We start from the raw sequence: 22104 nt of genomic DNA, 5'->3' as shown, positions 1-22104 counted from the left end.
TTTTTGATACGTTTGCTGACAGCAGGCTGCGTGATAAACAGCTTTTCTGCGGCGCCTGAGATACTGCCAGTGTGCATAACGGTAACGAATGTCGTCAAGTTTGTGGTGTTCAAACGAATGTCCTTAGCTACTTTACGAGCTATAAATAAAAGTTGGCTGACCCAATCACAACGTATTAGAAATAAAAGTTTGCGTCTGGTTAAAAATCATCAATTATTATTATAGGATTTGCCTGCTATAATCACAAGACATCGAGGCGTATTGTGACATATTTATTCTAAAAAATTGGTTATTTACCTTTTAAAACGTATTTTAAGCGTTAATTTTAGGCATATGTTGGGTCTCATAAAGAAATAATATTTAAGTTTTAGATACGACAGTAATTATTAGACATTATAGATAGACATAGCATTTACATAGAATCTTAGCTTGGCAATTTGCAAGTAAGTAAAAATTAAGTAATTAGTAACCTATAAAGGATAGCAACATGGCTGGTCAAACGTTATATGACAAACTTTGGAACGCTCACGAAGTCACCAAGCGCGACGATGGTTCGAGCCTGATTTATATCGACCGCCATCTGTTGCACGAAGTGACGAGTCCACAAGCATTTGAAGGATTAGAGTTGGCAAATAGAGCGCCATGGCGTTTATCGGCTAACATTGCCAGTCCAGATCATAATGTGCCGACCGTCACTAAAGAGCGCCTAGAAGGGGTGCCTGGGATTAAAGACAAGGTATCACGCTTGCAGGTTGTCACTTTGGACGATAACTGCACCAAGTTTGATATTGCTGAATTTACTATCAATGATGCGCGTCAAGGTATTTTGCACGTGGTCGGTCCAGAGCAAGGTTTGGTCTTGCCGGGTATGACAGTTGTTTGCGGTGACTCGCATACAGCGACCCACGGAGCACTTGGCTGCTTGGCTCATGGTATCGGGACCTCTGAAGTTGAGCATGTATTGGCAACGCAGTGTTTGATTCAAAAGAAATCAAAAAATATGCAGATTCGCGTCACTGGTCAACTTGGTGCTGGCGTCACTTCAAAAGATGTGGTGTTAGCTATTATTGCAAAGATCGGCACAGCAGGTGGAACAGGACACGCGATTGAATTTGCAGGTCAAGTGTTCGAAGACATGAGTATGGAAGGTCGCATGACCGTCTGTAACATGGCGATTGAAGCAGGCGCGCGCGTCGGTATGGTTGCGGTCGATGACACGACGATTGATTATGTCAAAGGTCGTCCATATGCGCCAAGCGAAGCACAATGGGAACAAGCGGAAGCCTACTGGCGTACACTATATTCAGACGATGACGCGGTATTTGATACTGTGGTAGAAATCGACGGTAGTCAGATCGCACCACAGGTATCTTGGGGTACATCGCCTGAGATGGTGGTAGATATCACGCAATCTGTACCGACACCAGATCAAGCCATTGATGAAGCTCAAGAAGAAGGCTGGTTACGCGCTTATACTTATATGGGGCTAGAAGCTGGTCAGAAAATTACGGATATCCAACTTGATCGTATATTTATCGGTTCATGTACCAATTCACGAATCGAAGATTTACGTGATGCGGCAGCGGTAATCAAAGGTCGCAAAGTTGCTGATAACGTAAAAGAAGCGATCGTTGTTGCAGGTTCTGGACAGGTGAAGTTGCAAGCAGAGGCTGAAGGATTGGATACGTTATTTACCGAAGCTGGTTTTGAATGGCGTGAGCCGGGTTGCTCAATGTGTCTGGCAATGAATGCAGACAAACTTGAGCCGCAAGAGCACTGTGCCTCAACGTCGAATCGTAATTTTGAAGGTCGTCAGGGTAATGGTGGTCGTACGCATTTGGTAAGCCCAGCAATGGCAGCTGCCGCCGCGTTGGCAGGACATTTTGTGGATGTTCGTACGTTTTAAGACTGATAGTAAGTAGCTGACATCATGCTTGTATGAACGATAAATATATGAGCATGGTGTCAAAGATGGTAAAAAATTATTTACTGTTTAATACGCTTATCAAAATCATCAGCCAGCAAAAATATAATTGATAGGAAATTTTATGCAAGCTTATAACACCCAAACAGGTATCGTTTGCCCGTTAGATCGCGCAAACGTCGATACCGACCAAATTATCGCAAAACAGTTTTTAAAGTCTATTAAACGTACAGGTTTTGGCGTAAATCTATTTGATGATTGGCGCTATCTTGACGAAGGTTATCCTGGTCAAGACAACAGTACACGAGTCATCAATCCAGACTTTGTATTGAATAAGCCACGTTATCAAGGCGCTACTATCTTGTTGGCACGCAGAAACTTTGGCTGTGGCTCTAGTCGTGAGCATGCACCTTGGGCGTTATCAGAGTATGGTTTCCGTACGGTAATTGCGCCTAGCTTTGCAGATATTTTCTATAATAACTGTTTCAAAAATGGCATGTTGCCGATTGTGTTGGATGAAGCGATTGTAGATACGTTAATGAAAGCAACGTTCGATAACGAAGGCTATGAGTTGACCGCGGATCTTGAGCGTCAAGTCGTTATCACACCAACTGGCGAAGAGTATGCCTTTGAAGTAGATGCCTTTCGCAAACATTGCTTATTAAACGGACTTGATGATATTGGTCTAACCTTGCAACAAAGTGATGCTATCAAAGATTACGAGCAACAAATGATGCAAAAAACACCGTGGATATTTAACGACGTAAGAGCGTAGAAGGTCATTTTATAATCTACTGCTCATAAAACTATGAGTAGTCGCAACGCAGCGTTGAGTTATGGCGGTGAACTGTCTAAAATGAAGGGTAGTTTTTCACTACATTTTATTATCTCTCTTGAATAGTAGCCGCCATTATGAATACAAAACGTTATGCTCTATGGACAAGTACAATTGTTGCTGCAAGCTTATTATTGTCAGGCTGTCAGCTATTGACGGGCTATCAAAAAATAAATGAGGCAGAGAGTGCTGAAGCATGGGTGGGTAAAATCAAACCTATCGTTGGTGAAGTAAATATTGCATGTGTGGGTACATATCATTGCGAAATTGTGCAGATAGATAAAACGCTCATTATTGCGCCCAACAGTCACGAGCCAATCAATCCTCAGATTATGACAGCCTTACCACGTCAAGAAGGTATGGCAAAAACATCGATGAATATGGATATGACACCACTCGTCAATAAAAATGCCATAAAAGTTGTGCCGTTAGCACCTTCGAGTATGCCAGGATTGACCAACTATTATGCACGGGTCATGCCTGCCAAACACGAGGTACATGTGAATTTTTATCCAGAGAATAACATGGGCTATGTTGAGCGTTTTGCGATGATTCATGATTTCACTGAAGCAGGTACCTATCAGTTACGTGCTTATCAAAAGAAGAGCAGCGAAAAATCAGGCAGTCTATTGGACACAGCATCACCTGAGCCTTTATGTATTGAGCTATTGCAAGGTACTCAAGTACAGCGCCGATTCTGTAAGCAACTAGACGCTGAGCATCAAGGCGAGTTTGTAGAGACGGGTATGGCCAAAGCAGTGACATCAGCACCTAAAGTCAAAAAAATGGCAGTATAAAATATGAGTATAAAAAGCTCGAAAATATAATCAACCAATAAAAATATTTCCAAAAGGATCAGTATGGCAACGATTTTAACATTAGCGGGTGATGGTATTGGCCCTGAAATTATGACCCAAGCCATTGACGTGCTCAAGGCTGTCAATGATAAGTTTTCACTTGATTTAACGCTTGAGTCTGGATTGATTGGCGGTATAGCTATTGATGCAACTGGTGAGCCTTTGCCAGATGAGACATTGGCTCGTGCTCGCGCCGCAGATGCCGTATTGCTAGGTGCAGTTGGTGGTCCTAAATGGGATGCAATCGAGCGTAGTAAACGCCCTGAACGTGGTCTATTGAAAATCCGTGGTGAGCTTGGTTTATTTGCCAACCTACGCGTAGCCAAGCTCTATCCACAGTTGGCTAATGCCTCAAGTATCAAACCTGAAATTATCTCAGGTTTAGATCTATTGATCGTTCGTGAGCTAACAGGCGGTATCTATTTTGGTGAGCCTCGTGGTATCCGCACATTAGAAAACGGTGAGCAGCAGGGCTATAACACGATGGTGTATAGCACAAGTGAGATTCAGCGCATTGGTAAAGTTGCCTTTGAATTAGCAAAAACGCGTGCGCAAGCAGCAGGCACAGCAGCTAAGGTATGTTCAGTTGATAAAGCTAATGTGTTAGAAGTCACCGAGCTGTGGAAACAGACGATGATCGAGATGCAGCAAGCTGACTATAGCGATGTGGCGCTATCACATATGTATGCTGACAATGCTTGCATGCAGTTGATTAAAGATCCTAAGCAGTTCGATGTCATGGTGACGGGAAATATGTTTGGCGATATCCTATCTGATGAAGCTGCGATGTTAACAGGATCAATCGGGATGTTGCCATCAGCGAGCTTAGATGAGTCAGGTAATGGCATGTATGAGCCGTGTCATGGTTCAGCACCTGATATCGCAGGACAAGATAAAGCCAACCCATTAGCGACTATCTTATCTGTTGCTATGATGCTGCGTTATACCTTTAAGCAAGAAGATGTGGCACAAGCAATTGAGCAGGCAGTCAGTGATGTGCTTGATGATGGTTTACGTACGCTTGATATTTTAGATAGCAGTGAAGCTGGACTTAAGCAGGTAGGCTGCAAAGAAATGGGTCAAGCGGTCTTGGCCAAACTGATTTAAACTAACTTGCGCTTAAAGGCTATTCCTATATAGCATTCCACAGTCTTATTTTGCATGTTATATACCCATAAGCTATCAAGTGGCTTATGGGTTTTTTATCATTTATCTATTAGCAAAGCTTATCTACAAGCACCTTATTAACAGAGACGCTGTACAACGAAGCTCCTTTTAACACAAAGCTGTTATATGCTCACAAGGTAATATGACAATATTGATGACTCGTAAAAAACTCAAAATCTTTTGCTTTTAGCAGAAGCATAAGAGTAAACGTAAGATTAACGAAATCAAGTTATATAGAATTTAAAGACTGTAGTATTTGAAAACTGAAAATAAAAATAGAATTTCTTAAATTAGGAGCGTTACATGTATCAATTAACAAGAATCAGTAAAGCATTGACAGTGGTTAGTCTCTCTAGCTTACTATTCATGGGGCAAAGTATTGCAGCAGAACCAACGAACAGTGTGAGCGTAAGTAATAGCGTCAAGTCTCCGGCAGAAGTCAGTCCAGTGACTAATGGCGTAAGTCAAAAATTAACAGGAGATAGTAAAGCCGCGACTTCATTGAATAAGCTACTGCCTACTATTAAATACACAACTGAGAACCTATCTGACAATTCAAAAAAAGTAAACAATGTCACTTGGACGGCAGATGCAGAGATCGATCGTAATATAGGAACAAAGCTGCAGGCTCTATTAAACTGGCATCACAACGGAGTAGGGCCTGTTGATGGGTACTGGGGCAAAAATACTCGCAAAGCCATGCAGGCGTTCCAAAAAGTAAATGGTTTAGACGTAACCGATACGTTGAACAATGAGACGTGGCAAGCGCTGACCAAGAATGAGAAGCTCACAACTCAACCAGTGCTAGTCAGCTATCAGCTCACTGAAGCAGATGTGAATGTCAAAACCACAACCATACCTGCTGATTCTGTTGCCAAATCCAAACTTGAGGGGATGTACTACGAAAGCATTACTGAGGCGTTGGCAGAGAAGTTTCATATTAGTGAGAAATATTTAAAGTCGCTTAATCCTGATGCTAGTTTTACTGCTGGTGAAATTATCACGGTATATAACCCTGGCAATCCTAACACTAAGCCTGTGCATCGCGTTGTCGCTGATAAAGCCACTGAAACACTCTACGCATATGATGAGAACAACAATTTGATCGCTAGCTATCCGACGACAGTGGGCAGTACAGCGACACCATCCCCAACAGGTACGCATACTGTCAAGGTAAAGGTGCACGAGCCCAACTATACTTATACGGCCAATGACGGTAGCAAGTTGATCATTCCGCCAGGTCCTAACAATCCAGTGGGTTCGGTATGGATTGGGCTTAGCAAACCGACTTATGGCATTCATGGATCACCAGATCCTGCTCGTATCAGTCGTCAAGCATCAGCAGGTTGTGTGCGTTTGACCAACTGGGATGCGCTTAGTCTGCTTGGAGTAATAAAAAACAGCGCAACTGTCGAGTTTAGTTAGACACGGCAGTACTAAATCATAAAAAATGGACAAAAAAATACCGCTAAAATCTAGCGGTATTTTTTGTGGTAAGTAGAAACAGTCAATACTAAATAACTAAAATATTGATAGGCAATAATGAGCAGATTAGCATTTTCATTATTATTATCAGTTTCACTACCCAAGCGTCATATCAGCTATCAGCGATAACGTAGCTATTCGGCTATTGGCTGTATCTTACCAATGCTAATACTTTCATAACCATATTGGTCAGTCAGTATTTAGTTTTTACCACGGTAGGTGATACGGCCTTTAGATAGGTCATAAGGTGTCATTTCAACTTTAACCTTATCACCTGTCAAGATACGAATATAATGCTTACGCATCTTACCAGAAATATGCGCAATGATTTCGTGCCCGTTTTCTAAACGAACTTTGAACAAAGTATTAGGAAGGGTATCAATGACTTCGCCTTCAAATTCAATAATATCGTCTTTTGCCATAATTTGTATCAATCAATTAAAAAATAAGCCCATATTATACGTAAGTTAGTGGATTAAAGCAATACGAACCTGCTTTTGACTTGACAGCATGTAAGTGATATGTATGCCAAATGATATTGATTTAATCAGGTAGATTTAACCAGACAGGCGTTAATGGCGCATCTGGCAATAAGCTTTGAAAACGTTCAGGATAATAGGCATTGATAAAATATAATCCATCACCTGAAGCCGTAGGTGGTGCAATTGTTCGATCTTTTTTATGCAGAATATTCAAAAAATCTGCTGGTTCTAGCTCATGTCTACCAATGGCATACAATGTACCCATCAAATTGCGAACCATATGATGTAAAAACCCATCTGCTTGTATATCAAAAACGATAAATTGACCATGAGCAAAAAGGTTTGCATGGCTAATCGTACGCACTGGTTGATTGGATTGACAGGCTGCAGCACGGTAACTGCTAAAATCGTGTGTACCGACGATATCAGCTGCTGCTTGCTGCATGGCTTCTAAATCAAGCGGTTCATAGATATGAGTCACTTGATGATTTAGTATGGCAGGGCGCTGCGCTTGGTTGAGCGTAATATAACGATAGCGACGAGCAATGGCACCAAAACGTGCGTGAAAGTCAGCTGGCATGGGTTGTATCCAGCGTAGAGCAATATCATCAGGGAGTAGGCTGTTTACACCGCGCAACCAGTTATGAGTAGGGCGATACGCATGAGTTGTAAAATGGGCAATCATATTGCTCGCATGGACGCTGGCGTCAGTACGCCCAGCTGCGATGACTTCTACAGGCTCGTTAGCCACTTTGCCGATAGCTGTCTCTAAGGCTTCTTGTACACCCAAAACCTCTCGTTGTCGTTGCCAGCCATGATAATGAGTTCCTAAGAACTCAATGGCAATCGCTAAAGTGTAGGTTGGTTCAGTTTCAATAATTTCAGTCTCAGACATTAGGGTTTCTAAACTTATAAAATGGGAATTAATTAAAAGTCGCTTAGCGCTTCTTGATGCTAGTGCCAGTTTGATTGACATTATTCAACCAACGCTGTCTACGTCTTGCAGGACTATCATAGCGAAGTAGCAACCATAGTAATCGGGCATAAATAGCAGGTATGGTCAAACGCCCACCAGCAATAACATGATGCTCGTACTGCCAACTACCTGCTGCATAGCTATCGCTGACACCGCCAAACGGACATTGACTGGCTGATATCACCATATGTCCACGTTCATGAGCAAGGGTCAGTGTCTCTGCTAGTGCAGCTGAGTAAGGGATGTTACCGGCGCCAAATCCCAATAGAATAATGCCACATGGTGGCTGCGACAATAAAGCTTGTAGCTGGTTGTTTATCATCGAAACATCGTTAGGTAGGCAATATAGCGCATGAACACTCGCATTTTCAGCGCGTGTTTTAATACTGGATAGCAAGTCTTGTTGATCATCAAGCCAATGTTGCCTACGCGTGTCAGGTAGATTTTTTATATAGCTATTGGCTGGATAAGCGGCGCGGGAATGACCAGTAAATGCCATCAGATCATGGCTGTGAATTTTTTGTACCGTTTGAGCAGGCCATGATTCGCCGCCAAAACTAATTTTCACGCCTGATTCACCAGCAGTGGCTAGTTTTAATGAGTCGTTGAGATTGCCCCAAGCATCGCTATGTTCATCGATGTTATAGGAGTGCAATATTTCACTGTCTAATAATGGGCGCATACTTGCGGTCAGAACAATACAAATATCACTACCTGCAAACGCTTCTGCTAAAAATGCGCCTAAGTAACTCAACGTATCCGTGCCAGTAATGAGTACAAAGCGTCTATCACCTTTGGCATAAGCATTTAGTAGTAGTTGATAGAAATGGGTAAAGTCGCTAGGAGTAAGTTGGCTGCTGTCTTTGATCAGGGTGTTTTCTAACCATGAGATTGTTGGTAAATTATTCGTACTATCTTGTGCAGATAAAAGTTTTTGTAGAGTAGGCAAAAACACTTCTGCTGATAATGGCGCTAAAGGTCTGCCGTAGCTACCGAAGGTACCACCAGCATAAATCAGTTGAATAGGATCGGATAGATTTTTGAGCATAACAGAAGATGGCATAGTATCAACACAGTAAACAAGTATGGAAGAAAAGAGGTGCTGGAGAATTGAGCAACGATGGCTAAAGGGTTCAATAATAGATAGTATTAGAGTTAAATGCAAAAAAAATCAGCAAGCATCCCGTGATTAGGAAGTACTTGCTGATGAGAGACTAGACTGTTAACTACGCAGTACGTTCAAGTAGTAACTGTGCTTGCTGTTTCTGTTCACTATTACCTTGAGCTATCACCTCATTGAGTAGACGCTTTGCACTGTCATATTCACCCAGCTGTAAATATTGATCTGCTAAGTCTAACGTCACTTGATTACTGTCTAATGATTTTACGAAATCAAAATCTGCTGCGAAACGTGAAGAAAAATCTTCTGCTGATTCAGCCTCTTGAGGCGTGATAGAAGTGTCACTCTCAACTGGCGCAGCTGTAGAGACTGGGGTAGTGGCCGATGGAGCGCCAAATAGAGAATCAGCATCGTCAATATTAAAATCATCGTCTATCAGCGTATTGTCATCAAACCTCAATGATGCAGTAGGTGCGACATTCGATTCTTCAACATCATTAACCTTGATATCATTATTGAGTAACGGTTCCTCAAGGTTAATATCTGCAAAGCTGTTTTCTTTAAGAGTAGTGTTTTCGGAGGCATTGTCTTCAAAGTCAATATCCTCAAAAATAAAGTTATCGATATCACTATTTGTTTCAGTAGTAGGTAGTTCATCACTTAAGGTAGTATCTATATTATCCGATGTATCTAGGTTATCTAGAGATAAAGCAAAGTCATCCTCACTGTTTTGAATAGTATCGATAGAGTGTTCTTCTGTATTAGAATCTTCTTCACTAGTTACGGCTATATCTTCATCTACATCGGCTGATAGATCGTCGAAGTCTAAGATAAAATCATCTTCTTCTAGTACTGCTTTCTCATTGTCATTATGTGAGAGATTAGTGTCTATAGTTGATTCATTCGAAGTATCATCAAATGAATCAAAGTCAAACTCAAAGTCACTGAGTTCATCATCTTCATTATTACTAATATTATCGTTAGCAGAAGTCTCTAAACCTTTGTCGTTTACGTTATCCAATGGTATGACAGGCGTTTCATTTGTCGTATTAGGCGCATCGAAATCATTCTCTAAATCGCTAAGCGTCAGATCAAAGCTATCATTCGAAGTTTCGGTAGTAGGACTAATATTGTTAACTTCGTCTGACACTTCTAAGCTGTCGATAGGCTCACTTATTGCAATATCATTATTTTCTTCTTCTTCAATTGACTGATGGCTTGCTGCATCGATGTTATCAGTTTGACTAATAGGCAAATCGAAGTCGATACCACCAAAATCATTGTTAGCATTATCTGTTGCTAGCGTTTGCACAGCGGCAGGTTCTAATTCATCGAAAGATAAATTTCTTATCTCGTCTGCTTGAGCGATAGTCTTACTATCATTATGAGTTTTTATAGACTCATAAACATTATTAAAGTCTTTTGGCTGATCTATCGTAGCGTATATGCTTAGTAACTTAAGAGAAAGTGCTCCATCATTAGGTTTGTCACTTAAACCGCGTTTGAGAGTTTCAATTGCTTTATCATAACGTTGCTGATCCATAAAACGCTGAGCAATGGTAACGTGATCGAATTTATTCTCATCAATTGCAATATTTTGGGTAGGAGCACCATAATCTACTTTTGACGTTGGGGTAATTGTGTTTCTTTCTGAATTTGTAGGCAATTGTGCTGACGATTTTTGAGCTTTATTTTTGCGTAATAAAAAACCAGCTACTAATAAAATAAGTACCAATCCAGCGATGATATATAGCATATTGTCCATAGTTACTCCTACGCCTGTGATCACAATCTATTGTGTTGATCAACCAGACAATTATTGATTACGTAATTTTTTAAGACGAGCTTGTAGCTCAGCCAGTTTTTGATTCTGTAGTTGAAGCTTTTTAGTATAACTATTAAGAGCGTTACTAGTACTTGATAAACGCTGAGCTTGTGCTGCAGTTTTCTGCCTTGTGGCTTTCAGAGTTGCCAGTATATCGGTGCTCAAACCACTCCCAGTATTTGAAGCTGATTTCGTTTGAGTTCCATCTGCATTACCGTCTCGCCCGGGCGCAAGCACAGAAAACTGCGCTTTTGGTAATATTTGCGTTTTAGTAATCACTACTTTCTTAGGACGTTTAGCCTTGACTGTTTGAGTGCTTTTGGATGGTTTCTTAATAGGTTTTTGAGCTGTTTTTTGCATTGCAGCCGTATTTGCTCTACGAATATATTGTCTTTGTGCATCGATGGCCGCTTCTAGATTTTTCTGTGACGGTATGACATCGTAACTGGGTAGACTGAGCTTAGCATCTGCTTTTAATTGGTCCGCATCTCTATTGATAAAGGCATCAGGGTTTTGTGTTTGAATTTGCTTCATCACAGTTGAAGTATCTAGGTTATTTTCTTGCGCTATCTGTTGGGCAATGATCCATAGACTATCGTTACGTTGTACTTGGTATTGATTAACTGTCGAACTATCTATTGCTATGTCATTTGAAGACGTATTATTAATAGCGCTATTAGGAGTTTTCGAAGTTGTATTGTCAATAGAAGCTGCAATGACACTAGTATCATTGTTCTCAGTATTGCTTGCTATGATGCTAGTAGTTGGAGTAGGTACGGGTGATGTATCAGCATCTGTTTTCTTACGACTCGGCTGTATCTGCCGTATGACTTGAATATTTAGAGTGTCGAGTGGTTTATCAATTAATACTTTATCTAATATTGGAGTACTTTTTATACTTGCCTTATCGCTATCGTTGTCAATAGCTTTCGTAGGTTCAGTGCTGTTATTCGCACTCAAAGCACTGCTATCTAAACGGTTTGATGAACTAAGGCCGTTATCAGTATTCTTTGCATTACTGATAGTATTTTTTATATCAGAATCACTATTTAAACGCCCATTATCAAGCCGACTAGGTGCGTAAGTAAGATTGCTAGTCTGCGAAGTAGCTGTCACTGTCGGGGCTTGTATGTTAGATACTGATCTGGAAATAGAAGAATCAACTGCTGCTATGTTTGCTAGAGCTGGTTGGTTTTCAGCAGTGTTAGATACTGATATTAGTGGCGGTGGCGCACCTTTTCTTACGGTTAACGGTTTGACTGTGCTTGCAGAAACACTAGGTAAATTAGGTTTTTTTGTACCTTTGACCATGTTTTCTGGAGTCTTATTAATCGGTAGACTATCGTTTAACGGCATCAATAATGTTTTTGGTACAATATTTCGCTGTCCATTATCATTGATAGATAAAACTAAATCAGCAAAAGGCTTGGACACAGGCTGTGATGTGCTGATTAATACCTGACCACTGGTTGCTGAAGTTGCTTGAAAACGCACATTCATTGAATCAGTCGGCGTCAATCCCATCTGTTGATAGATAACTGGATTGGCCAAGCTTGCTGAAAAATCAGACGCTCGTATGTCGGTGACCACGATACTTGCGCTCAACGGTTCATGTTGAGCTGAGCTAACGACTGTCTTACCTATAGTTGCCGCTTGCACGCTTGGAATAATAGCGGCCAAACCTACAGAATAAAGTAATGCCATCGATACCGCGCGATGTACAGGAGTCAAGCGACGAGATAAATGACAAGACATGAGCAGTCCTTTACAAAATAAGTTATCTTTGCTGTTATAACAAAGTACGGTTTAGTTTACCAGTTTATTTCACAACTGTTGCGTCCAATGCATAAATGTTTATTTAATGTTCAGCTTATTTTCTTGTCAAGTAACATAGCATCACCATAACTAAAGAATCGATATTCTTTTTTAATAGCATGTTGATAGGCATGTTCAATCGATGCTTTGCCAGAAAAAGCTGATACCAACATTAGCAACGTCGATTTGGGTAAATGAAAGTTTGTTAACAGTCGATCAATGACACCGAATTTAAACCCTGGATAAATAAAGATGTCCGTGTCGCCTGACCAGCTAGAGAGTGCTTGCCCATTGATAGCCGTTTTTTGATACGCCGTTTCAAGGACGCGAGTCACTGTGGTACCAATCGCGATGACCTTATTACCATTTGCATGCGTTTTATTAATCAGCTCAGCAGTTGCTTGTGGTAGATGTGCATACTCACTGTGCATAGTATGATTGAGTAGGTTGTCTGTTTTAACTGGTGCAAAGGTACCAGCGCCAACATGCAATGTCACAAAAGCAGTATTGATGCCTTTTTCTGCCAACTTATTGAGCACCAAGTCATCGAAATGCAAACTTGCTGTCGGTGCAGCGACACTTGCAAGCTTAGCAGGATCATGAAACACCGTTTGATAACGAGTATTATCAGTATCGTCAGCATGACGTTCAAAGTAGGGCGGGATAGGTAGCTCACCATAAATTTCTAAATCAGGCAAAATTGGTGCATCAAAGGCTAAAATAAACAAGTTGTCCTGACGACCAATCATTGCGCCACTCATATGACCATCGGCCAGTTGAAAACGTTGACCAAGTTTTAGTGCTTTACTGGCTTTTACATGGCAAAGGGCAATATGTTCTTGGTTGACTGACTCATTATCTGAATCTTGTAAATGCAGTGTTGTTATATCTAAGTCTGAGACAGTAACCAATCGCTCAATCAAAACCTCAAGTTTACCGCCAGTATCTTTCTGACCGAATAGGCGTGCCTTCATCACCTTTGTATCATTAAATACAATCAGGTCTCCAGCATCTAATAATTCAGGCAACTCAGAAAACAAACAGTCTTCTACAGGCGTAGCATTTGTGTCAGTGTGAGCAGGCAAGTACAAAAGTTTTGAAGCAGAACGCTGCGCTAATGGATATCGCGCAATCAAACGATCTGGTAGGTCATAGTCGTAATCTTCCACGCTTAGATAATCTAAGACGTCACTATTGTTATTGGTATCAAGCGGAGTATTAGAATCGGAAGATGCAGTGTGAGCGTTGGTCATAATCAGTCTTTAAATGGATAGAGATTTTGGCATAATTGTAGCAGAAATACTGCTATAAAAGGTTGCTTTACTAAGTAGTCACCGTGCACAAAACATATTTGAATCACTTAAATAGCCTAAGCAAAAGTAATAGTTTTCAACTGTTCTAATGTATATTACGTTAGTCTTTGCTTATTTTACTCAAATAAATTTAATTGAGGCAATAGTTGGGCTGCAGGTATCAATGACGAAAAAGTGACCCCGACTAATCGGATAGGGAGCTGGCGCGGAATATCTAAGAATAACTTGTCTAACCAGTAATGTGCAGATTCAGCACTACTAAAAGCGGTGGTTAGCGTGTGCGTACGGGTAATCTGAGTAAAGTCGGCATACTTAACCTTGAGCGTTATAGTATGAGCGATGAGATTTTTTTTGTGCAGTTGCGCGAAGGCATCAGCATTTTGTTCATAGATTTGTACACGTAATGCCGTGTCATCACTTAGGTTTTCTCTAAAAGTAGTCTCCGAACCAACAGACTTATGCAGGCGCTCAGATTTGACAGCGCGTTCATCCCGACCATGAGCGATATCATGATAAAACTGTCCTCGCTTACCAAACTCATTAATCAATACATCGGCTGACATACGGCGTAGATCAGCACCATTAGTCACGCCCATCGCATGTAATCGTCTTGCCGTTGCTTTACCTATTCCATGAAATCGTTCAATAGGTAGTGTACTGATAAAAGCATCAGCGTCTTCTGGTGTGATAATAGCGGTGCCGTTAGGCTTGTTGATGTCAGAGGCAATCTTGGCCAGCATCTTGTTGAAAGACACGCCAGCAGAAGCGGTCAATTCTGTATGTTGTAATATTTGTGCTCTTAACCAGTTGGCCATCAATGTTGCTGAGCCTTTATGTACGGTAAGACCAGTGACATCAAGATAAGCTTCATCTAGCGATAATGGCTCAACATGAGGCGTTAAGCTGTACATGATATTGCGAATATCGCTGCTAACAGCTCGATATACTTCAAAACGTGGTCTGACAAATATGACTTCTGGACAACGTTTGCGAGCCTCATAACAAGACATGGCTGAGCGCACTCCAAACTGACGTACCTCATAGCTAGCCGCTGCTACAACACCGCGACCATTTGGATCTCCACCAACCACTAGTGGTTTGCCCCGTAATTCTGGGAAGTCACGTTGTTCTACACTGGCATAAAACGCATCCATGTCTATATGAATGATTTTACGTGGACTGGATGCTGTAGGAGTTTTCATTATTAATATTTTACATCACTCAATACTTTTATTTCAGTATCGATTATTAAACGGTAAAGGGGTTTTTCGGATATAGAACCATAAAAATATGGCAATATGCGAATAATTTATATATCAATAATTAAATATAGTGTAAGGTTAATAGTCAGATATATATGACGTTAAAATACTAATAAATTAAATATAGTTAACATATGTTTACTAATAGATGTTCTGTATGGTACATACCTTAAGTTTTTCAGATTTTCCATACCGCCTGTCTGAATATTATCGCCTTCCATCATGAATATTATAGTTGTATGTTACAGTTCTAATGCTATCGTTTTACAATATATTAACCACGATAATCAATAGTTATGAAAGTAATAAATGGTCTTTTATAGGAATTGTATTTACCTGATAAGACATTGTTTATAGCTCATACCAAACTTATAAATTGAGTACTGGTAAATTAACTTTCTAAAAAATAGTAATGAGAAAGTTCAAGATAATTAAGGAGCTGATGATGAGTCATGAATTAAAAGGGAGCGATTTAACACGAGCAATGCTAGCGCGGGGTGATAAAAAGATATGGTGCGCAGTGTGTGATGAAAGCGATGAACAAGCGATGATGGATCAGTGTGGTAATGATTTTACAGCCTATATTGTGTCATTTAATGATGGATGTTTTTATTGTAGTGCTGGCATGCCATGGAGTTATGCGGTACCGATTAAGATAAGCGCTGTCATGCCATTTGAAGTATCGATATAAACGAGCTAAGAATTTATTAAAAAAATATAAATAATAAGCACAAAAAAACCTCCGATAAAGGAGGTTAATTTGTACTAAATAATGGTACCAGTGGTCGGACTCGAACCGACACGCTTTTAAAGGCAACGGATTTTGAATCCGTCATGTCTACCAATTCCATCACACTGGCATGTTAGGTGATAATAGTTATTGACTAAATATTACCGAATTGGGTTACAGTGTTGACTGTATAGGCTGCGTATTATAGCAGCCTATTTACATGCGTCAAGTATTATTTTATACAATTTTTCATTTATTCTAATGATGCTAAATAGCATCATTCTAGCCGACAAAGGCACGCTCAACTGCGTAATCTGCCTGCACACCCATACGTGGGGAAACAGTGAGGCCGAAGTCATCTAAAATAGCAGAAACCTCAGCATTAAACGGCATGCTGCCACAAAGCATGACACGGTCGTCGTCTTTATTCATTGGCGGTAAACCAATATCTTCGAACAATTTGCCTGATTTCATCAAATCAGTGACACGTCCTTGGTTTCTGAATTCTTCACGTGTAACGGTTGGGTAATAGATGAATTTTTCGCGATACCATTCACCAAAAATTTCATCATTAGGCAGCTCGTTTTCAAACATCTCACGATAAGCCAAATCATGAACATGACGTACGCCATGTACTAAGATGATTTTGTCAAAACGCTCATACACTTCAGGATCACGTGCTAGTGACAAGAACGGAGCAAGACCAGTACCAGTAGAGAGCATGTAAAGGTTCTTACCTGGTAGCAGGTCGTCCAATACTAGTGTGCCCGTTGGTTTTTTACTGACTAACAGCTCATCACCTACTTTGATATGCTGTAAGCGCGAAGTTAATGGACCATCTTGAACTTTAATAGAAAAGAATTCTAAATGATCTTCATAGTTAGGGCTAGCAATTGAATAAGCGCGTAATAGTGGCTTGCCATCAACAACAAGTCCAATCATCGCAAATTCGCCATTACGAAAGCGCAAGCCATCGTCACGAGTGGTTTTGATACTAAATAGAGAGTCATTCCAGTGATGAACCTCTGTGACCGTTTCGGTGCGAAGTTTTGACATAAAGTCCTCGTTAATAAGTTGTTATTTGTGTGTTAAGTTTGAATAAGTATTAAATCAGAATTTTCAATGTTAAATTGAGCATTATAAAAACGTATCAGTCTTTTAATCGTTGTCGAAACTGCTATTTTTATGAACGAGTAAATGATGAGTAAGCGTAATACAGCTGGTTTATCAGCTTATATATAGCCAGCTATTACGTCATTAGACATAGTAAATTTGCGTCAACGATGACAGCATTACTGGTCATATCGCCCAAATGTAAATGACTCTCATCAAATTTCTTGCTCATAATACCAAACTTTAAAATAAAAATCCGTCTAGCAGTGATTGTCTAGCATGATAAAATGGAATATCGTTAGTGAGTAATTTTGTATCATTTGGCAAAACTGCTTTATTAGGCCAGTTTTGTATTACTGGAGTTGGTCTATGCTTGATGAGAATCCCCTGTTAGATAACTACCATCAAGCTCCTGTTGTTGGCTATCACCGTGCTCCGCTTTCACAAAAATTCGGTGCGCCGCGCCAGCCAAACCTGGTTGCTCTGACTAGTGTCATTGAGATGTTAGCGCCATATGATACGCCAGCTGCATTTGATGGTTTGGATAAGTTTAGTCATATATGGGTGAGTTGGCAGTTTCATTATAATTATCGATATAAAAATAACAATGAAACCAGTACTAGTTTTCGCGCTCAAGTACGACCACCAAGATTGGGCGGTAATCAAAAAATAGGGGTGTTTGCCAGTCGCAGTATGTATCGGCCTTCAGGGCTAGGCCTATCTGTCGTTAAGCTCGAGCAAGTCAAAATAGTTCAAGGTCGTGTATTATTAATTATCAAAGGCGCTGATATGATAGATGGCACGCCAATCATCGATATAAAGCCATATGTGGCCTATAGTGATGCACTGATTCAGACAGAGAGTGGATTTGCACCAACTGCTCCAGAAGTATTAACTGTGACCGTGACCGATGCCGCTAATGAACAGTTTATGATGCTAGTAAGCGCGGGCGAGCCTAGTAATGCTAATAATAATACAAGCAATAATGATACAAGTATCAAAGATGCAAACACTGGATCGAATAGTGCGACAGTTGCGTCTACGATTCATCGTATACAAAATCAATTGATAGCCTCAGATATGAGTATTATCAAAGAGCTAATTGCCCAAGACCCGCGTCCAGCTTATCGACGGACAGAGATCGCTACACCATTTGTTATGCGCTATAAATCGGTTGACGTGAGTTTTCAGTTGATAGAATCAGGACAGCTACAGATAATCGCTGTGGTTGCGGTGTAGCTGGCTTGCATTGATATTATTTTTGACAACACATTTTAAAACAATAGAAGAAGAGAGATATGTCTGCTCAACAGTACTCGATAGTGATTGATTTGCGTTGGTGTCTAGATGAGCTATTGGCAGATAAAGTGATTGACCAACGCGGCTATAATCTAGTCATTACTAGCCGTCGCGACAAAGCGCAGCACCCTTTACTAACGATTAGTGAATTTGGCTTGCCGAATGGCCATGCGACGGACAATAGCGCTGAAAACAAGTTGACTTTGGCTTGGCTCAACCAGTGGTTGGCGGCTAAAGCAGACATGTCTCTAGTTCGTATTGACCCTTTAAAAGTTGATGTCCCTGCGGTCACACAATTGATGTCATTTGAATATGCACGTTCACAGCATATTTTACCGATTGAGGTCGCTGTAGACGAAGTGATTATTGGAACGGATCAGCCTTTTTATACTGACTGGCACTCAAGTATTGAAAAACTGATTAAGTCAAAAAGCTATCGTACGGTCTATATCAATCCTGAGCAGATTAAACGCTATCGGCAAGAGTTCTATCAAGTCACCCAAGCGATTGCAGGCGCAAATAGTGTCCATAAGCGTGCAGCTGCCGATGTGACCAATGTCGAAGCATTATTGCAATTGGGTGACAATACCAACCCTGATGCCAATGACCAGCATATAGTTAGAGTGGTTGATTGGCTGTTGCAATATGCCTTTGAGCAACGAGCTAGTGATATCCATTTAGAGCCACGCCGTGAGACAGGTAAGGTGCGCTTCCGTATCGATGGTGTACTTCATACGGTGTATGAGATGCCATTGGCAATCATCGTCGCGGTGACCGCACGTATCAAAATTTTAGGGCGGCTAAATGTCGCAGAAAAGCGTAAACCACAAGACGGTCGTTTAAAGACGCGAACGCCGAAGGGACTAGAGACAGAACTTCGTTTGTCGACTATGCCAACCGCTTTTGGTGAAAAGTTGGTCATGCGGGTGTTCGATCCTGAAGTACTGGTGCGTTCCTTCGCTCAGCTTGGTCTATCCGGCAAGCAGCTTGAAACATGGCATGAATTGACTGCTCATCCAAACGGCATTATTTTGGTCACTGGGCCTACAGGTTCGGGTAAGACCACGACCTTATATAGTACCCTCAAGCAGTTAGCGACTGAACAAGTCAATGTCTGTACCATTGAAGATCCTATTGAAATGATTGAACCTGCATTTAACCAAATGCAAGTAAATCCAGGTGTCGATCTAAACTTTGCTGACGGCATTCGCTCTTTGATGCGTCAAGATCCTGATATTATTATGGTGGGGGAGATTCGTGATGCCGAAACAGCCAATATGGCAGTACAAGCTTCATTGACAGGGCATTTAGTGCTCTCGACACTACATACTAACGATGCGCCAAGTTCAATCACTCGTTTGCATGATTTAGGTATTCAGCCATTTTTGACATCAGCGACTATCTTAGGCGTAATGGCACAGCGCTTGTTACGTACGCTATGCCCGCATTGCAAAAAAGCGGTAGACGTTGTGCCAGACAGCGAGGTTGCCATTCAATGGCAGGAGTTGGTACAGCCTTGGCGTGCGCCTGCCCCAGCACAAATTTATATTGCTCAAGGCTGCGAGCATTGTCGACACACTGGTTATCAGGGACGAGTCGGCCTATACGAGATTATGCCGTTGTCTAACGAATTAAAAAAACTGGTTGCAGCCGATACAAACTTAGATGTGCTCAAACAACAAGCCTATCGTGAAGGTCTACAGCCATTACGTTTATCAGGTGCAAAACGTATTAGTGAAGGCGTGACAACCATAGAAGAGGTGATGCGAGTCGTGCCTCTTAATTAGTCTCATGTATTAGGACATGGATTGGTGAATAGGTTTTTAAAAGTAGGAAATATGATGTCACTTGAAAACAGCTTCCTTCACAGCAATCAATGCAAATAAGATTTAAATTTTAATTCCCAGACTTTTAATTGATAAGTTTTTAACAACGAGATTATTTATGTTTACAGATACTCATTGTCACCTTAACCGTTTAGATTTGACGAAATACGATGGTAAATTATCTGGCGCGATTGACGCCATGAAAACTGCTAATGTTACCCGTGCGATGGCGATGATGTGTGATTTTGCAGAATATGACGAGATTGCCAATATTGTGAGCACCTATGGTGACGAGACATTAAATCTAGGGATGAGTGTAGGGATTCATCCCTGTGAAGATATCGATGTACTGAAATCAGCGACGGTTGAGCGTCTAATAGAAACTGCTGATCAAGACCATGTATGGGCAATAGGCGAGACAGGGCTAGATTACTACTGGTCTACAGAAAATAAAAAAGAGCAGCAAGCCAGTCTTGCACGTCATATCCATGCCAGTCAGCAACTAGAAAAACCGCTTGTCATACATATGCGCGATGCAAAAGAAGATACGATCGATATCCTAAGAAGTGAAGGTGCTGAGCATGGTATTATCCATTGCTTCACTGAAGACTGGGAGACTGCGAAACGTGCTTTAGATTTAGGATTTTATATCTCTTTCTCAGGCATTGTCAGTTTTAAAAGTGCCCAAAATATCCAAGATGCTGCAAGGCACATGCCTAGAGACAGGATCTTGATTGAGACCGACAGTCCATATTTGGCGCCTGTGCCTAAGCGTGGTCGTCCCAATGAGCCTGCCTACGTACCTTATGTTGCCAGCTTTATCGCAGATATGTATGGTTGTGATAGTAACGAGGTTGGAGCATTAACCGCAAAAAACTTTGAAAATTTACTGGCACAGTATCGCTAAAATGGTTATGCTATGACCAGTCAGTCATTTATATGATAGTCGTATAGTTTAATCCCCTTTAGTATTTGAATTACTAAATCTAACTATATGATTATCAATGACTATTTGTAAATATAAGCATATCCCTTTTATGGTATTTCAGCAGTTCTTGTATAGTTTTATACGCTCATTGCCAAATGTACGCACATAATTGATGGTCATATGCTTAATCTTGTCATGTTTTAGGAGAGATTATGAGTCGTCAGCACCAGTTCAAGGCACGAGAAGAGAACATCTTAGCGATGGCAGAACAATTGCTACTTGAGTCAGGCGATGGTGATATCACTTTAGACAGTTTGGCAGATCAGCTCGATTTGGCTAAAGGCACCCTGTACAAGCATTTCTCCAGTAAAGATGAGCTTTATCTGCGTATTATTATTCGTTACGAAGAGCAATTGTTTGAGATTAACCGTATTGATGACTGCCCGTCGGCAGGCGTTGCCCGCATGATTTTCCAGCAATTATTCAATCCGCAAAAAGCCATGCTATTGAACCAAATTGAAGAGCGTCTGGCAGCATCAGTGACTGGTCTCAATCGTTTGTTTGGTGAGTTATATGATATCCGTCGCCAGCGCATGAAGCGTTTGATTGATATTATTAGCGCATACTTAAAAGACGAGCACAGTAATTTGAGTACTCGTGATTATCTATCGTCTATTTGGGCGATTGGTCAGGGCGGTGCAGGGCTACTAAACTCAAGCTTTTACCAACGCTATTTAGGTCGCCGTGATACGCTACGTTATGCTTTTGTTCAGCAAGTGCTAGAGTTGCCAAGCCATTATCCTGCTGATGATGAAGAGGTCATGGATGAGGACATGCAAGAGCTGGTAGAGCAAATCGATACTGAATCAGAAGAGCACCGCAATACCAACTACTAAAGTAGCTATTAATAAAGTAGCAAGTAATTTTTGGGTTATGAACCTTTCTTGGTTTTAATAAATCGTGTTGTAATGCTTACTATTGCAGCACGAATTGCAGTATGAATTCACGTATCTTCTAATATTCTTCAAAAACTCTTTCTCATTCTGCGACAATTAAAATTGGGCTTATAGGTGCAATATGCCGGTCAGTGTTAAGACGCAGTCCAGTTCAGCGGCTATTTGCTCTTTTACTCTAATTAGTCAAACGT

Annotated in this window: 19 protein-coding genes and 1 tRNA gene; 10 read left to right on the top strand and 10 right to left on the bottom strand. The window is 40.9% G+C overall.

The features are described from left to right. Positions 1-77 (bottom strand): LysR family transcriptional regulator (locus tag B2863_RS04905; RefSeq protein WP_414706888.1); only part of this gene is annotated, 77 nt, incomplete at its 3' end. 410 nt (positions 78-487) lie between these two features. Between B2863_RS04905 and leuC the strand changes: the two genes are divergently transcribed. The 5 genes from leuC (at position 488) to B2863_RS04880 (ending at position 6208) form a co-directional block, all read left to right on the top strand. Continuing rightward, the gene (gene leuC, locus B2863_RS04900) at positions 488-1906 is read left to right on the top strand and encodes a 3-isopropylmalate dehydratase large subunit (protein ID WP_057759320.1); all 1419 of its coding nucleotides are present in this window, start codon (positions 488-490) and stop codon (positions 1904-1906) included. A 142-nt stretch (positions 1907-2048) separates the two neighbouring features. Continuing rightward, on the top strand, positions 2049-2699 hold the full coding sequence (gene leuD, locus B2863_RS04895) for a 3-isopropylmalate dehydratase small subunit (RefSeq protein WP_057759322.1): 651 nt from the start codon (positions 2049-2051) through the stop codon (positions 2697-2699). Between the two features lie 137 nt (positions 2700-2836). Beyond that, positions 2837-3556, top strand: coding sequence for a hypothetical protein (locus B2863_RS04890; protein WP_296207943.1), 720 nt, complete (start codon positions 2837-2839; stop codon positions 3554-3556). Positions 3557-3619: 63 nt separating this feature from the next. Further along, positions 3620-4723, top strand: coding sequence for a 3-isopropylmalate dehydrogenase (gene leuB, locus B2863_RS04885; RefSeq protein WP_296207942.1), 1104 nt, complete (start codon positions 3620-3622; stop codon positions 4721-4723). Positions 4724-5086: 363 nt separating this feature from the next. Next, positions 5087-6208: a L,D-transpeptidase family protein gene (locus tag B2863_RS04880; RefSeq protein ID WP_296207941.1), complete on the top strand. Its 1122-nt coding sequence runs from the start codon at positions 5087-5089 to the stop codon at positions 6206-6208. A 260-nt stretch (positions 6209-6468) separates the two neighbouring features. On the opposite strand, the gene infA is transcribed toward B2863_RS04880, so the two are convergent. The 7 genes from infA to dinB form a co-directional block, all read right to left on the bottom strand. Next, complete coding sequence (infA, locus tag B2863_RS04875) at positions 6469-6690, bottom strand: translation initiation factor IF-1 (RefSeq protein ID WP_021814850.1); 222 nt, start codon at positions 6688-6690, stop codon at positions 6469-6471. Between the two features lie 121 nt (positions 6691-6811). Next, positions 6812-7645: a tRNA pseudouridine(38-40) synthase TruA gene (gene truA / locus B2863_RS04870; protein ID WP_296207940.1), complete on the bottom strand. Its 834-nt coding sequence runs from the start codon at positions 7643-7645 to the stop codon at positions 6812-6814. Between the two features lie 43 nt (positions 7646-7688). Continuing rightward, complete coding sequence (locus tag B2863_RS04865; protein WP_296207939.1) at positions 7689-8789, bottom strand: asparaginase; 1101 nt, start codon at positions 8787-8789, stop codon at positions 7689-7691. Between the two features lie 163 nt (positions 8790-8952). After that, positions 8953-10611 (bottom strand): FimV/HubP family polar landmark protein, encoded by a 1659-nt coding sequence (locus B2863_RS04860; protein ID WP_296207938.1) that lies wholly within the window; start codon positions 10609-10611, stop codon positions 8953-8955. A gap of 51 nt (positions 10612-10662) precedes the next feature. After that, positions 10663-12426, bottom strand: a complete 1764-nt coding sequence (locus B2863_RS04855) for a peptigoglycan-binding protein LysM (RefSeq protein WP_296207937.1) — start codon at positions 12424-12426, stop codon at positions 10663-10665. Positions 12427-12536: 110 nt separating this feature from the next. Further along, positions 12537-13739: a tRNA preQ1(34) S-adenosylmethionine ribosyltransferase-isomerase QueA gene (gene queA / locus B2863_RS04850; RefSeq protein WP_296207935.1), complete on the bottom strand. Its 1203-nt coding sequence runs from the start codon at positions 13737-13739 to the stop codon at positions 12537-12539. Positions 13740-13915: 176 nt separating this feature from the next. Next, positions 13916-15001 (bottom strand): DNA polymerase IV, encoded by a 1086-nt coding sequence (gene dinB / locus B2863_RS04845; RefSeq protein ID WP_296207933.1) that lies wholly within the window; start codon positions 14999-15001, stop codon positions 13916-13918. Positions 15002-15506: 505 nt separating this feature from the next. Here dinB and B2863_RS04840 point away from each other — a divergent pair. Further along, positions 15507-15752, top strand: a complete 246-nt coding sequence (locus B2863_RS04840) for a hypothetical protein (RefSeq protein ID WP_296207932.1) — start codon at positions 15507-15509, stop codon at positions 15750-15752. A gap of 82 nt (positions 15753-15834) precedes the next feature. On the opposite strand, the gene B2863_RS04835 is transcribed toward B2863_RS04840, so the two are convergent. Both B2863_RS04835 and B2863_RS04830 read right to left on the bottom strand, forming a co-directional pair. Then, positions 15835-15921 (bottom strand) — tRNA-Leu (locus B2863_RS04835). Between the two features lie 152 nt (positions 15922-16073). Then, positions 16074-16847 carry a ferredoxin--NADP reductase gene (locus B2863_RS04830; RefSeq protein WP_101205461.1) on the bottom strand — a complete coding sequence of 258 codons (774 nt, stop codon included), beginning with the start codon at positions 16845-16847 and terminating at the stop codon, positions 16074-16076. A 426-nt stretch (positions 16848-17273) separates the two neighbouring features. Here B2863_RS04830 and tsaA point away from each other — a divergent pair, with 426 nt between their 5' ends. The 4 genes from tsaA (at position 17274) to B2863_RS04810 (ending at position 21853) form a co-directional block, all read left to right on the top strand. Further along, the gene (gene tsaA, locus B2863_RS04825) at positions 17274-18143 is read left to right on the top strand and encodes a tRNA (N6-threonylcarbamoyladenosine(37)-N6)-methyltransferase TrmO (RefSeq protein WP_296207931.1); all 870 of its coding nucleotides are present in this window, start codon (positions 17274-17276) and stop codon (positions 18141-18143) included. A gap of 59 nt (positions 18144-18202) precedes the next feature. Then, a complete protein-coding gene (locus B2863_RS04820; protein WP_296207930.1) occupies positions 18203-19990 on the top strand; it encodes a GspE/PulE family protein in 1788 nt (595 codons plus the stop codon). A gap of 157 nt (positions 19991-20147) precedes the next feature. Continuing rightward, on the top strand, positions 20148-20936 hold the full coding sequence (locus B2863_RS04815; RefSeq protein WP_296207929.1) for a TatD family hydrolase: 789 nt from the start codon (positions 20148-20150) through the stop codon (positions 20934-20936). A 233-nt stretch (positions 20937-21169) separates the two neighbouring features. After that, a complete protein-coding gene (locus B2863_RS04810; RefSeq protein ID WP_057759351.1) occupies positions 21170-21853 on the top strand; it encodes a TetR/AcrR family transcriptional regulator in 684 nt (227 codons plus the stop codon). Positions 21854-22104: the final 251 nt, after the last annotated feature.

The sequence above is a fragment of the Psychrobacter sp. UBA3480 genome (assembly GCF_002377945.1).
Classification (GTDB): Bacteria; Pseudomonadota; Gammaproteobacteria; order Pseudomonadales; family Moraxellaceae; genus Psychrobacter.
Note: the sequence above shows the minus strand (reverse complement) of the source record. Positions and strands in the feature narration are given on the sequence as shown.